This is a genomic window from Xanthomonas sp. NCPPB 1128, assembly GCF_001043115.1.
Classification (GTDB): Bacteria; Pseudomonadota; Gammaproteobacteria; order Xanthomonadales; family Xanthomonadaceae; genus Xanthomonas_A.
Genome location: NZ_LFME01000014.1, coordinates 73,666 through 86,334, shown reverse-complemented (window position 1 = coordinate 86,334; position 12,669 = coordinate 73,666). Strand labels below are relative to the sequence as shown.

The 12,669-nt window shown below is 70.0% G+C and carries 10 protein-coding genes and 1 pseudogene; 9 read left to right on the top strand and 2 right to left on the bottom strand.

Going from position 1 to position 12,669, the window contains the following annotated elements; genetic code table 11:
- The first annotated feature begins 51 nt into the window (after positions 1 to 51).
- Together ACP93_RS10875 and ACP93_RS10870 are read left to right on the top strand one after the other, a co-directional pair.
- Positions 52 to 957: an alpha/beta fold hydrolase gene (locus tag ACP93_RS10875; RefSeq protein WP_048490702.1), complete on the top strand. Its 906-nt coding sequence runs from the start codon at positions 52 to 54 to the stop codon at positions 955 to 957.
- A gap of 252 nt (positions 958 to 1,209) precedes the next feature.
- Positions 1,210 to 1,689, top strand: coding sequence for a hypothetical protein (locus tag ACP93_RS10870; RefSeq protein WP_082143431.1), 480 nt, complete (start codon positions 1,210 to 1,212; stop codon positions 1,687 to 1,689).
- A 179-nt stretch (positions 1,690 to 1,868) separates the two neighbouring features.
- On the opposite strand, the gene ACP93_RS10865 is transcribed toward ACP93_RS10870, so the two are convergent.
- Positions 1,869 to 2,243: a YkgJ family cysteine cluster protein gene (locus ACP93_RS10865; protein ID WP_043095431.1), complete on the bottom strand. Its 375-nt coding sequence runs from the start codon at positions 2,241 to 2,243 to the stop codon at positions 1,869 to 1,871.
- Positions 2,244 to 2,389: 146 nt separating this feature from the next.
- Between ACP93_RS10865 and oleC the strand changes: the two genes are divergently transcribed.
- Both oleC and ACP93_RS10855 read left to right on the top strand, forming a co-directional pair.
- On the top strand, positions 2,390 to 4,051 hold the full coding sequence (oleC, locus tag ACP93_RS10860) for an olefin beta-lactone synthetase (protein WP_048490701.1): 1,662 nt from the start codon (positions 2,390 to 2,392) through the stop codon (positions 4,049 to 4,051).
- Between the two features lie 9 nt (positions 4,052 to 4,060).
- Positions 4,061 to 5,623 (top strand): winged helix-turn-helix transcriptional regulator, encoded by a 1,563-nt coding sequence (locus tag ACP93_RS10855; RefSeq protein ID WP_048490700.1) that lies wholly within the window; start codon positions 4,061 to 4,063, stop codon positions 5,621 to 5,623.
- Here ACP93_RS10855 and ACP93_RS10850 read toward each other — a convergent pair.
- A complete protein-coding gene (locus ACP93_RS10850) occupies positions 5,607 to 6,731 on the bottom strand; it encodes a serine hydrolase domain-containing protein (protein ID WP_048490699.1) in 1,125 nt (374 codons plus the stop codon). The two genes, ACP93_RS10855 and ACP93_RS10850, sit on opposite strands and share 17 nt — an antisense overlap.
- A gap of 195 nt (positions 6,732 to 6,926) precedes the next feature.
- Here ACP93_RS10850 and oleD point away from each other — a divergent pair, with 195 nt between their 5' ends.
- From oleD to ubiB, 5 genes and pseudogenes are all read left to right on the top strand, one after another.
- Complete coding sequence (gene oleD / locus ACP93_RS10845) at positions 6,927 to 7,937, top strand: 2-alkyl-3-oxoalkanoate reductase (protein WP_048490698.1); 1,011 nt, start codon at positions 6,927 to 6,929, stop codon at positions 7,935 to 7,937.
- Positions 7,938 to 8,000: 63 nt separating this feature from the next.
- Positions 8,001 to 8,159, top strand: coding sequence for a DUF1328 domain-containing protein (locus tag ACP93_RS21150; RefSeq protein ID WP_003468167.1), 159 nt, complete (start codon positions 8,001 to 8,003; stop codon positions 8,157 to 8,159).
- Between the two features lie 178 nt (positions 8,160 to 8,337).
- Positions 8,338 to 10,293, top strand: a pseudogene (locus ACP93_RS10835) (S9 family peptidase).
- A 78-nt stretch (positions 10,294 to 10,371) separates the two neighbouring features.
- On the top strand, positions 10,372 to 11,013 hold the full coding sequence (locus ACP93_RS10830) for a ubiquinone biosynthesis accessory factor UbiJ (RefSeq protein ID WP_048490697.1): 642 nt from the start codon (positions 10,372 to 10,374) through the stop codon (positions 11,011 to 11,013).
- The gene (gene ubiB / locus ACP93_RS10825; RefSeq protein ID WP_048490696.1) at positions 11,010 to 12,668 is read left to right on the top strand and encodes a ubiquinone biosynthesis regulatory protein kinase UbiB; all 1,659 of its coding nucleotides are present in this window, start codon (positions 11,010 to 11,012) and stop codon (positions 12,666 to 12,668) included. The genes ACP93_RS10830 and ubiB overlap by 4 nt, the downstream gene beginning before the upstream one ends.
- Position 12,669 lies beyond the last annotated feature (1 nt).

Sequence of the window (12,669 nt, the reverse complement as noted above, 5' to 3'; positions counted from 1 at the left end):
CGCCGTGGCAGCGTTGTCCTCATCCTTATCCACATCGCATCGGTCCCCTGCATGAACTACCCCGGCTATCCCTTCACCCCGCAGCGCTTCCAGGTTCGTCCGGGGCTGCACATGTCCTATCTCGACGAGGGCCCGCGCGACGGCGAGGTGGTGCTGATGCTGCACGGCAATCCGTCTTGGAGCTATCTGTGGCGCACGCTGGTGAGCGGCTTGTCGGACCGCTACCGCTGCATCGTGCCCGACCACATCGGCATGGGCCTGTCGGACAAGCCGGACGATGCGCCGGGCGCGCGGCCGGGCTACGAGTACACCCTGCAATCGCGCGTGGACGACCTCGACGCGCTGCTGCGGCATTTGCGCATCGACGGGCCGGTGACGTTGGCGGTGCACGACTGGGGCGGCATGATCGGCTTCGGCTGGGCGCTGTCGCACCATGCGCAGGTGCGGCGCCTGGTCGTCACCAATACCGCGGCGTTCCCGCTGCCGGCGGCCAAGCCGATGCCGTGGCAGATTGCGATGGGCCGGCACTGGCGCCTGGGCGAATGGTTCATCCGCACCTTCAATGCGTTCTCCTCGGGTGCGTCGTGGCTGGGCGTGTCGCGGCGCATGCCCGCCGACGTGCGTCGCGCCTACGTGGCGCCGTACGACAGCTGGGCCAACCGCATCTCCACCATCCGCTTCATGCAGGACATCCCGCTGTCGCCGGCGGACAAGGCCTGGTCGCTGCTGGAGCGGGCCGAGCAGGCGCTGCCGTCGTTCGCGGACCGCCCGGCCTTCATCGGTTGGGGCCTGCGCGACATATGCTTCGATCATCATTTCCTTGAGGGTTTCCGCCGGGCGCTGCCGCAGGCCGAGGTGATGGCGTTCGAAGATGCCAACCACTACGTGCTGGAAGACAAGCACGAGGTGCTGGTGCCGGCGATCCGCCGGTTCCTGGACGCGCATCCGCTGTCCTGAGCGCGCACGTCGGCACGATGCCGGCGTGCAGTGGTGCGCCGCATCGGTGCGCATGTCACGAGGGAAAGGCATTGCTGCGACGTGGCGCGAGATGGCGTCGTCGCTGCGCCGCCGATCGTCTACACGGGCGCACGCAAACTGCTACCGATTGCCGTGCCGCAATATGTTTGGCTGGGTACAGTCGCCGCCGATGTACGCGGCGCGCCGAAGCGGACGCTGCACCAATCCGAACGGAGACAGAGAGTGAAGGCGATGGCGATGGCGATGCTGCTGACGGCGATGAGCGTGCCTGGTGCGCATGCGGAAGACCTGACCACGTCCGCGGACGGCAAGACGCTGACGGTGGGATTCGGCCAGCCCACCTGGAAACAGGTGTTGCACTACCGCAAGCTGTACGACAAGAAGCCGTTCCCCGATGCGGAGATCTATTACTACAGCAACGGCATGTACAAGATCATCTCGCAGGGCGAGAACCACTACGGCGTGTACGTGCTGCAAGGCAGCTTCGACGACCAGACCTACACGATCCGCTTCGTCTCGCTGCCGTCCGAGGACTGGGGCAACAAGACCGCCTTCCACCAGCTGACCTTCATCCGTGGCGAGGACAAAAACGTCTTCATCCAGAACGCGGTCGTCGATACCGGCGAGGCCATCGCCCAGCAGAACGGCACCTACACCCTGGAGAAGAACACCGTGACCAATCCGGTGCCGACGGCCTGGAAGCATCGCTGAGCCATGCGGCGCGCGTCTGCCGCTCTTCGGATGCCGCCAGGATAGGTGTTTGCACGGATTCCGTAGGAGCGGCTTCAGCCGCGACGGGCGTTACCGGTAACGCGGGTCGCGGTTGATCCCAAAAAAGAGGACAAGAGCCGCTCCCACGGCACCGCTGTCATGCTGATGGCATCGGCCGCTCAGGCGTCCGGCAGATTGCGTTCGACCACGCCGTCCCAGTCGGCCGGGGTCAGCAGCGGCAGGCCGTGCGCCAGCCGCGACTTGTCGCATTGCGCGCTGCGCTCGCCGAACTCCAGCGACGCCGGCACCGCGGCGCACACCGACGGCCGCCGTTCGTGGATGCTGCAGCGGCTGTAGCGGCCGATGTCCGCGTCCAGGGCGATGCAGCGCGGCTGCGCCTGCGAGGTACCGCGCATCACCCGCTCATGGGTGCGCAGCGGCTCGGTCAGTTCGAACGGGACCCTGCCGCCCAGCGCGGGATCGGCTTCGCTCCAGTGGAAACTGACGCGGAAGTAGGCGCAGCAGGCGCCGCAGGTGAGGCAGGGATGGGACATGGCGGCCGGGCCTTGCGCGGCGAACTGCGATGGGGGGCGCGGCATTCTGACCGAACCGGGGCGCGCTGCAAGCACTGCGGCATTCAGCCACGGCGGTCACGGACGGCGTGGCGGCTGCGGCCCGGCGCATCGGCGATAATCGGCACATGACCACGACCTGCAACATCGCGGCCACGCTGCCGCGGCTGGCGCGCGAGCGCCCGGACCAGATCGCCATGCGCTGCCCCGGCCGGCCCGGCCCCGGCGGCATGGCCGCCTACGACGTGACCCTGAGCTATGCGCAACTGGACGCGCGCAGCGATGCCATCGCCGCCGGCCTGGGCGGCTACGGCATCGGCCGCGGCACCCGCACGGTGGTGATGGTGCGGCCGTCGCCGGAGTTCTTCCTGCTGATGTTCGCGCTGTTCAAGGCCGGTGCGGTGCCGGTACTGGTCGATCCGGGCATCGACCGGCGCGCACTCAAGCAATGCCTGGACGAGGCGCAGCCGGAGGCCTTCATCGGCATTCCGCTGGCGCAGCTGGCGCGGCGTCTGCTCGGCTGGGCGCGCTCGGCGAAACGGATCGTCACCGTCGGCCGGCGCTGGGCCTGGGGCGGCACCACGCTGGCGCGGATCGAGCGCGCAGGCCAGGGCGCCGGCGGCCAGCTGGCCGATACGGCCGCGGACGACGTCGCCGCGATCCTGTTCACCAGCGGCTCCACCGGCGTGCCCAAGGGCGTGGTCTACCGGCACCGGCATTTCGTCGGCCAGATCGAGCTGATGCGCAATGCCTTCGACATGCAGCCCGGCGGGATCGACCTGCCGACCTTCCCGCCGTTCGCGCTGTTCGACCCGGCGCTGGGGCTGACCTCGGTGATCCCGGACATGGACCCGACGCGTCCGGCCAAGGTCGACCCGCGCAAGCTGCACGATGCGATGCAACGCTTCGGCGTGACCCAGCTGTTCGGCTCGCCGGCGCTGATGCGGGTGCTGGCCGACTACGGCAAGCCGTTGACCAATGTGCGCTGCGCCACCTCGGCCGGCGCGCCGGTGCCGCCGGACGTGGTGGCGCGGATCCGCCGCCTGCTGCCGGAGGATGGACGGTTCTGGACGCCCTACGGCGCCACCGAATGCCTGCCGGTGGCGGTGATCGAGGGCCGTGAACTGCAGGACACGCGCGCGGCCACCGAGAGCGGCGCTGGCACCTGCGTCGGCACGGTGGTACCGCCCAACCAGGTGCGCATCATCGCCATCGACGACGCCGCGATTCCCGAGTGGAGCGGCGTGCGCGAAGTCCCCACGGGCACGGTCGGCGAGATCACCGTGGCCGGCCCGACCGCCACCGACACCTACTTCAACCGCGACGCGGCCACGCGCCTGGCCAAGATCCGCGAACGCCTGGACGACGGCAGCGAGCGCGTCGTGCACCGCATGGGCGACGTCGGCTATTTCGACGACCAGGGCCGGCTGTGGTTCTGCGGGCGCAAGACCCAGCGCGTGGAGACCGCGCAGGGGCCGCTGTACACCGAGCAGGTGGAGCCGATCTTCAACGCGCTGCCGGGCATCGGCCGCACCGCCCTGGTCGGCATCGGCGAGCCGGGGCGGCAGCGCCCGGTGCTGTGCTACGAGCTGGAAGTGGGCGCCATGCTGTCGAGCGGCCCCGAATTGCAGGCGCTGCAGCAGCAACTGCGCGACACCGCCGCCGCACATGCGCACACCGCCGGCATCGTCGACTTCCTGAGCCACCCGGGCTTTCCGGTGGACATCCGCCACAACGCCAAGATCGGGCGCGAGAAGCTGGCGCTGTGGGCCGCGGAACAGGTGCGCTGAGGCGCGACGATGGCCGAGCGCTACCGGCTGGGCGACCTGCGCATCGACGCGGCGCGGCAGCGGGTCGAGCGCGACGGTGCGGTCCTGGAAGTGGGCGGGCTGAGTTTTCGCCTGCTGCATTACCTGCTGCAGCAGGGTCAGCGCGTGGTGGGGTTCGATGAACTGATCGCGCAGGTGTGGGCGCCGGCGCTGGTCAACGAGGAGACCGTCACCCAGCGCGTGCGCTTGCTGCGCCAGGCGCTGGGCGATGCCTCGCGGCAACCGCGTTATCTGCGCTCGGTGCGCGGCCAGGGGTATCAACTGTGCCTGCCGGTACAGCCCGACGCCGATCCGGTTCCTGCCGACGCCGCGCCTGCGCCGCGGCCGATGTGGCGCAGGCGTGGCGTCTGGGCGATCGCGGCAGGTGCGGTGGCGATCGCCTCGGCATTGGTCGTATCGCGCTGGCAGGCAGCCGCGCCAACGCCGGCCGCGGCGCCGTTGTTGCAGCGCGCCGAGTACTACGCCGGCATTGGCCAGCGCGACAACAACGCGCGTGCGATCACGCTGTACCAACAGCGCCTGCAGCAGGCACCGGACGAGGCGGCCGCCTTGCTTGGCCTGAGCCGCGCCTACAGTGCGCGCGTCTGCCAATACGACGGCGACCAGCAGGTCGCATTGCGCGCGCAGCGGTTGGCGACGCAGGTACTCACGGCACATCCGCGTCTGGCCGCCGCGCATGCTGCGCTCGGCTATGCGTACGATTGCCGCGGCGACAACGCTGCGGCGCTGGCCGCCTATGAGCGCGCGTTGCAACTGGACCCGCAGGCCGATGCCGTGCGCGGCTCGGCGGCCTATCTGTACGAACGCCAGGGCCGCCTGGCGCAAGCGCTGGCGGCCAACCTGCAGGTGCGCGATCCAACCCGGGTGCGCTTTCTGCCGCTGCAGATCGCCAGCAACCTCGACCTGCTGGGCTACGTCAGCGCCGCCGAAGCGCGCTACCGCGACAGTTTCCAGCTCTATCCCGACAGCGCGTATTCCAATCTGGCGTGGCCGCGCTTCCTGTTCGTGCATGGCCGCACGGCCGATGCGCAGGCCGCGCTGGATCAGGCGCTGGGGCGCGGCACCGACTCCGCCGGACTGTTCCTGCTGCAGGCGGAGGTGGCGCTGGCGCGTGGCGACCCCGCGCGGGCACGCCAGGCGAGCCTGCAGGCCATGCGTCTGCGCCCGCAAGGCAGTTTCGCCCAGGCCGTGGCCTGGACGCTGCAGGCGCAACCGCCGCCCCCGGCGCCGCAACTGCGCGCGCGGGCGCAGGCCTTGCTGGACGCCGTGGCACGCGGCACCGACCCGCTGGATGCGCTGGATGCGGCGCTGCTGCTGCAGTTGGCCGGCGACCGGCCGGCGGCGCTGGACGCGCTGCGTCGGGCCCAGGCCGCGGGCTATCGCGACGGTGCCTACCTGCGGGTGTCGCCGCTGCTGGCACCGCTGCGCGCGGAGCCGGGTTTCGCGGTGTTGCTGGCGCGCAACGAGGCCGATGTCGCCGCGCAACGGGTGCAGGCGCAGCGTGCCGGACTAGTGCCTACGGCAATGCCGTGAGTACGTAGTCGGCGAGCAGCGCCTGCGATTGCGGGTGCATCTGCGGACGGTTGTAGGCACGCCGGGTGATCACCACCACCAGGCGTTCCTCCGGCAGCACGAACACATAGTTGCCGCCGTTGCCCGACATCGCCCAGACCCCGCGTTCGACGCCGTGGGCCTGGAAGCGGAAGCGCCACAACAGGTAGCCGTAGTCGGCATCGCCGCGGGCCTGCGCATGCACCTGGGTCATCGCCCGGATCCATGCGGCCGGCAACACTTGCGTGCCGTGCCAGCGGCCGTCGTCGAGCAGCAACTGGCCGAACTTGGCCAGGTCGCGGCTTCGGTAGCGGGTGCCGCCACCGCCCATGCCCACGCCCTCGGCGGCGTGCAGCCAGTGCGCACCGACGATACCCAGCGGCCGCTCCAAGACTTGCGCGGCGAAGTCCTCCAGGCGCTGCCCGGTGGCCTTCTCGAGCAGCGCGCCGAGCAGGAAGCTGCCGGCGGTACAGTAAGAGAAGGCGCGTCCATATGGACTCTCCTCGGGGCGGCGCATCCAGGGCGCATAGCCCTTGAGCGGCAGGTCCAGTGCGAACTGCGTCCAGTCGGCGCTGACGTACATGCGTTCCTCGTGGCCGCTGGAGAAGGCGTTGTCGTCGTCGCACTCCCATTGCGAACTCATCGTCAGCAGGTCTTCGATGGTGATCGCGCGCTTGCGCGGCGCATCGTGCTGCCACTGGCGGTCGCCGAAGAAGTCGTAGACGCGGGCTTGTACGCCGGGCAGACGGCCGCGGGCGATCGCCGCGCCGACCAGCAGCGCGGTCACGCTCTTGGTCGCCGAGCGGGTGTCGTGCAAGGTCTGCCGGTCGGCCCCACCGAAGTAGTGCTCGTAGACCAAGGCGCCGTCGCGCACGATCAGCACGCTGGTGGTGTCCGGCGCCGCGCCATCGGCGATGGCGCGCTCCATGGCGGCAAGCCGGTCCAGCTTCCAGCCGCTGGCGGCGGCGTCGGCGACCGGCCAGCCGTCGTCCTGCGCCGGCGGTGCGGTCGCGGCCGCTGGTGCGGCGGCGCAAGCAAACGGAACGACGAGGGAGAGGGTGGCGCACAGCAGCAGCGGCAGGCGTGACATGGCGGAACTCCGGTGGAAAGGCCGGTGCACTTACGCCCATGGCATCGCTGAAGTGCCTGATGCCAGACTGAAGAATTCCGAAGGCCAGTCGGATCAAGGGGTTGCACGACTTGCGTCGTCGGCGTCGTCACCGCGGATCGCCTTCGCCGGCAGCCCCGGCTATCGTGTGCGCCCTGGTTCGATCGGTGCGACGCGATGAAGATTGTGGTGACGGGCGGTGGTGGATTCCTTGGCCAGGCGCTGTGCCGCGGGCTGGTCGCGCGCGGACACCAGGTGGTCAGTTACAACCGCGGCCACTACCCGGAGCTGCAGGCGCTGGGCGTGGCCCAGGTGCGTGGCGATCTGGTCGACGTGCAGGCGCTGCAGCATGCGCTAGCCGGGGCCGATGCGGTGTTCCACAACGCCGCCAAGGCCGGCGCCTGGGGCAGCTACGACAGCTACTACCAGCCCAACGTGGTCGGCACCGAGAACGTGCTGGCCGCCTGCCGTGCGCAGGGGGTGGGCCGCCTGGTCTACACCTCCACGCCGAGCGTGACCCACCGCGCGACCCACCCGGTCGAAGGCCTGGGCGCGGACCAGGTGCCCTATGGCGAGGATTTCCAGGCGCCGTACGCGGCGACCAAGGCGATCGCCGAGCGCATGGTGCTGGCCGCCAACGACGCGCAGTTGGCGGTGGTGGCGCTGCGCCCGCGGCTGATCTGGGGGCCGGGCGACAACCAGATCCTGCCCAAGCTGGTGGCGCGTGCGCAGGCTGGCCGCGTGCGCCTGGTCGGCAGTGGCGACAACAAGGTCGACTCCACCTACATCGACAATGCCGCGCAGGCGCACTTCGACGCCTTCGAGCATCTGGCGGTGGGCGCGCCCTGCGCCGGCAAGGCCTACTTCATTTCCAACGGCGAGCCGTTGCCGATGCGCGAGCTGCTCAACAAGCTGCTCGCCGCGGTCGGCGCGCCGGTGGTGACCAAGACGCTCTCGTTCAAGGCCGCCTACCGCATCGGTGCCACCTGCGAGACCCTGTGGCCGCTGCTGCGCCTGCGCGGCGAGCCGCCGCTGACGCGGTTCCTGGCCGAGCAGCTGTGCACGCCGCACTGGTACAGCATGGAGCCGGCGCGGCGCGACTTCGGCTACGTGCCACAGGTGTCGATCGAGCAGGGCCTGCAGCGGCTGGCGTCCTCATGGCGCAACGACACGTCCGTCACCCGCTGACGACCGCGGGTTGCCGAAGATGATGCCGCGCCGATTCGGCACGACAACTCTCTGGACATTGCCATGCTGCATTACGCCATCATCTTCTTCGTGATCGCCATCATCGCCGCCGTGCTCGGTTTCAGCGGCATCGCCGGCGCGGCGACCAACATCGCCTGGATCCTGTTCGTGGTGTTCCTGATCCTGGCGGTGATCTCGATGTTCCGCCGCGGCAAGGTGTAGTCCGCCGCGACAATCAAACCTCGATGCTTGCCCGCGGCGCCCTGTGCCGCGGGCAAGTCGTTTCTGGGCTCCGCGTCGCCAGGGCGCCTGCTGCCCGGAGACAGCGCGGCGAGACCGGGCTAGACGTTTCGCCTGGCGCTTGTCACCATCCTCCGCTCAGGGGACAGGGGCGGGTCGAATGCGAGCGTGGATCGTGTGGGCAGGCCTTGCGCTTGCGGGGAGCGCGTGCGCGCAGGTGGCGCCGGTGGACCTGGCGCCCTATCTGCAGCGCGACCAGTTCGACCGGGTCAAGATCTCGCCGACCGGCGCCTACTACGCGGTGATCGCCCCGCTCGAGGACCGCACCGTGCTGGCGGTGATCCGGCGCAGCGACAAGCAGGTCTCGGCCAAGATCATGGGCCAGGCCGATTCGGTGGTGCACGATTACTGGTGGGCCAGCGACGAGCGCATCGTGGTGTCGATGGCCGAACGCCTGGGCGCACTGGACCGCCCGGTGGCGATCGGCCAACTGCATGCCATCGACGCCGATGGCAAGAATGCGCGCCTGCTGGCCAGCCCCTACGGGCTCAACGACAGCGTCAACGGCGTCACCTACAAGGCCGGCCTGGATCCGTCGGTATTCATGCTCGACACCTTGCCGGACGACCCGCGCGCGGTCCTGGTGTCGGTGGTGGAGCAGACCAAGGACCCCACCGTGCATGTGGACAAGCTCGACATCTACAACCACCGGCGCACGCCGGTGGCGCGCGCCCCGGTGGCGCGTGCGGACTTCGTCACCGACCATGGCGGCCACGTGCGCTTCGCGCAGGGTGCCGAGACCGGCAGCAACGCCAATAAACTGTTCTACCGCAACGACGACGCCAGCCCGTGGCGGCTGATCAACGACGAGGCCAGCAGCGGGCATCGCAGCTTCCCGCTGGGCTTTTCCGCGGACGACAAGATCGCCTACCTGCAGGTGGAGCAGGCCGAGGGGCCCGATGCGGTGGTGGCATGGGATCCGCAGAGCGACCGCTCCACGCCGCTGCTGCGCGACGCGAAGGTCGATCCCTACCAGGTGCTGCGCGACCTGGATGGCCGCACGCCGATCGGCGTGTCTTTCATGAGCGACCGCGTGCGCAACCGCTTCTTCGACGACACCGCGCCGACGGCGCGGCTGTACCGCGCGCTGGAGCAGGCCTTCAACGGCGATGCGGTGTTCATCACCTCCGCCACCGCCGATCGGCGCCTGCTGATGCTGTATGTGTGGAGCGATCGCAACAACGGCGATTACTTCCTGTTCGACACAGCGGACAAATCGGCCAAGCGGGTCTTCAGCCGGCGCGAATGGTTCGTGCCCGAGCGGATGCCGCCGACCCGCGAGGTGGCGTTCAAGGCCAGGGACGGCATGTCCCTGTACGGCTATCTCACCCTGCCGCTGCAGGCGCCGGCCGGCAAGCCGCTGCCGATGGTGCTGCTGCCGCATGGCGGGCCGTTCGGCCTCTTCGATGGCTGGGAGTTCGACGACGATGCGCAGGTGCTGGCCGCGGCCGGCTACGCGGTGTTGCGGGTGAACTACCGCGGCTCGGGCAACTACGGCCGCGCCTATACCCAGGCCGGTGCCCGGGAGTGGGGCGGGCGGATGCAAGACGATCTCACCGACGCCACCCGCTGGGCGATCGACCAAGGCATCGCCGATGGCGCGCGCATCTGCATCTACGGCGCCAGCTAGGGCGCCTATGCCGCGCTGATGGGCGCGGCGAAGGAGCCGGACCTGTACCGCTGCGCTGCCGGCTACGTCGGCGTCTACGACCTGGAGACCATGTACCGCGACCAGGCCAGGTACGCGCGCTGGACCAAGGCCTGGGCCGGCGACTGGCTGGGCGAACGCGACAGCCTGGCGGCGCGGTCGCCGGTCAACCTGGCCGCACGCATCCGCGTGCCGGTGTTCCTGGCGGCCGGCGGCAAGGACGAACGTGCGCCGATCGAACACACCGAGCGCATGGAGAAGGCGTTGAAGAAGGCCGGGGTGCCGGTGGAGTCGCTGTACGTCGCCACCGAGGGCCATGGCTTCTACACCGAAGCGCATCGGCGCGCCTACTACACGCAGTTGCTCGCCTTCCTGAGCAAGCATCTGGGCGGTGCGCCAGCGAAGTAGCGGCGAGCGCCGGCATGGCGGGGCATCTGTCTCGCCATGCGCACGGCCTTGCGACGTGTCTGCCGCTAGAATGCGGGCATGTCTGGATCCCCCCTCGATGCTCTCAAGCCCCTGGCCGGCCGCGCGCTGGAAGCGGCGCTCAATCGCGCGCTGGCGCTGGACCCGGAAACCGGCGATGCCCTGCGCGACCTCGACGGCCAGCGCGTTGCGCTGACCCTGGAGGCGCCGGCGCTGGCCCTGCAGATCCGCGTCGACGGCGCGCAGCTGCGGGTCGGTCCGGTGGATCCGGCGCAGGAGCCGGACCTTGCGGTGCGCAGCACGCTCGGCGGGCTGCTCGCGCAGTTGCCGTTGCTGGCACAGGCACGGCGTACCGGCAGCCCCGGCGGGCGGGTGCGCGTCTCCGGCGATGCCGAACTGGCGCGGCGCCTGCAACACCTGGCGACGCGCTTCGATCCGGACTGGCAGCGGCCGTTCGTGCAGGTGTTCGGCGAGGTGCTCGGCGTGCAGGTGGCGAATACCGCACGCTCGGCCCTGCAGCAGGCCCGGCGCAGCGCGCAGGATCTGGCGCAGAGCGCGGCCGAGTACGTCACCGAGGAGTCGCGCGACGTGGTCGCGCGCGCCGAACTGGAGGCCTTCTACGACGACGTCGACGTGCTGCGCGACGACGTCGAGCGCATGTCCGTGCGCGTGGCCAGGCTGCAGCCGGAGCGTGGCGCATGAAGGCGATGTTCCGTGCCAGCCGTATCGGTCGGGTGATCCTGCGCTACCGCCTGGACGACCTGCTCGACGGCACCCCGGCCGAACGCTGGTTGCGTCTGGCCAAGCCGTTCGTGCCGCGCGCCAGCCCCGACATCGCCGCGCAGTCGCGCGGCGCCCGGCTGCGCCTGGCGCTGCAGGACCTGGGGCCGATCTTCGTCAAGTTCGGGCAGATCCTCTCCACCCGCCGCGACCTGATGCCGCCGGACGTGGCCGAGGAACTGACCCTGCTGCAGGACCGGGTGCGCCCGTTCGACGGCGAGGCCGCGCGGCGCATCGTCGAGCAGGCGCTGGGGCGGCCGATCGCGATGGCCTTCGCCAGTTTCGACACCGAGCCGCTGGCCTCGGCCTCGATCGCGCAGGTGCATGCGGCGACGCTGCACGACGGCCGCGAAGTGGTGGTCAAGGTGCTGCGCCCGGACATCGAGCGGCAGATCGACGCCGATATCGCCTTGCTGAAATCGGCCGCCGCACTGGTCGAGCGCACCCATCCGCGCGCCGACAAGATCCGCCCGCGCGAGGTGGTGGCCGAGATCGAGACCACCCTGGCCGCGGAGCTGGACCTGCAGCGCGAGGGCGCCAACGCCAGCGTGCTGCGCCGCTTCTGGCTGCACTCGGACGACCTGTACGTGCCGGAGGTGATCTGGACCCACACCGCCGAGCGCGCACTGACCCTGGAGCGGGTGCGTGGCATTCCCTCCGACGACATCGCCTCGCTGGACGCCGCCGGCATCGACCGCCGCGCACTGGCGGCCAAGGGCGTGCGGGTGTTCTACACCCAGGTGTTCCGCGACAACTTCTTCCACGCCGATGCGCACGCCGGCAACATCTGGGTCGACAGCGACCCGGCGCGCCGCGACAACCCGCGCTTCATCGCGCTGGACTTCGGCATCATGGGCCAGCTCTCGCAGGAAGATCAGTACTACCTGGCCGAGAACTTCATGGCCATCTTCAACAAGGACTACCGGCGCATGGCCGAGCTGCACGTGGAGGCCGGCTGGATGCCGGCCAACGTGCGCATCGACGAACTGGAGGCGGCTGCGCGCTCGGTGTGCGAGCCGTACTTCACCCGGCCGCTGTCGCAGATCTCGCTGGCCGAGGTGCTGATCAAGCTGTTCCGCGTGGCCCAGCGCTACCAGCTGACCCTGCAGCCGCAGCTGATCCTGCTGCAGAAGACTTTGCTCAACATCGAAGGCGTCGGCCGCCAACTCGACCCGGAACTGGACATCTGGGCGGTGGCGCGGCCGGTGCTCGAGCGCATCCTGATCGAGCGCTACAGCCCGCAGCGCGCGCTGCACGAACTGCGCAAGCGCCTGCCGGAGATCATGACCCACGCGCCGGACATGCCGCGGCTGATCCACGGCTGGCTGCGCCAGCAGGTCGAGGGCCGGCACGAGCTGTCGATGCGCTCGCGCGACCTGTTCGAACTCAACCTGCTGGTGCGGCGCATGCAGCGGCGGGTGGTCGCGGCCATCGCCGGCGTCGGCCTGCTCACCGTGGCCACGTTGCTGTACGCGCTCGATGCCGGCGGCCCGCACCTGGGCGGCGTGTCGTTTTGGGCCTGGACCAGCGGCGGTGCCGGCGCGGCGGCCTTGCTGTCGGCGTGGTGGCGGCGCTGAG

Bases quoted from the DNA above. Each gene is read 5' to 3' on its own strand.
- ubiB (WP_048490696.1), top strand. From the start codon at position 11,010: ATGAAGGCGATGTTCCGTGCCAGCCGTATCGGTCGGGTGATCCTGCGC.
- ACP93_RS10855 (WP_048490700.1), top strand. From the start codon at position 4,061: ATGGCCGAGCGCTACCGGCTGGGCGACCTGCGCATCGACGCGGCGCGG.
- ACP93_RS10830 (WP_048490697.1), top strand. From the start codon at position 10,372: ATGTCTGGATCCCCCCTCGATGCTCTCAAGCCCCTGGCCGGCCGCGCG.
- ACP93_RS10850 (WP_048490699.1), bottom strand. From the start codon at position 6,731: ATGTCACGCCTGCCGCTGCTGCTGTGCGCCACCCTCTCCCTCGTCGTT.
- ACP93_RS21150 (WP_003468167.1), top strand. From the start codon at position 8,001: ATGCTGCATTACGCCATCATCTTCTTCGTGATCGCCATCATCGCCGCC.
- oleC (WP_048490701.1), top strand. From the start codon at position 2,390: ATGACCACGACCTGCAACATCGCGGCCACGCTGCCGCGGCTGGCGCGC.
- oleD (WP_048490698.1), top strand. From the start codon at position 6,927: ATGAAGATTGTGGTGACGGGCGGTGGTGGATTCCTTGGCCAGGCGCTG.
- ACP93_RS10875 (WP_048490702.1), top strand. From the start codon at position 52: ATGAACTACCCCGGCTATCCCTTCACCCCGCAGCGCTTCCAGGTTCGT.
- ACP93_RS10870 (WP_082143431.1), top strand. From the start codon at position 1,210: ATGGCGATGGCGATGCTGCTGACGGCGATGAGCGTGCCTGGTGCGCAT.
- ACP93_RS10865 (WP_043095431.1), bottom strand. From the start codon at position 2,243: ATGTCCCATCCCTGCCTCACCTGCGGCGCCTGCTGCGCCTACTTCCGC.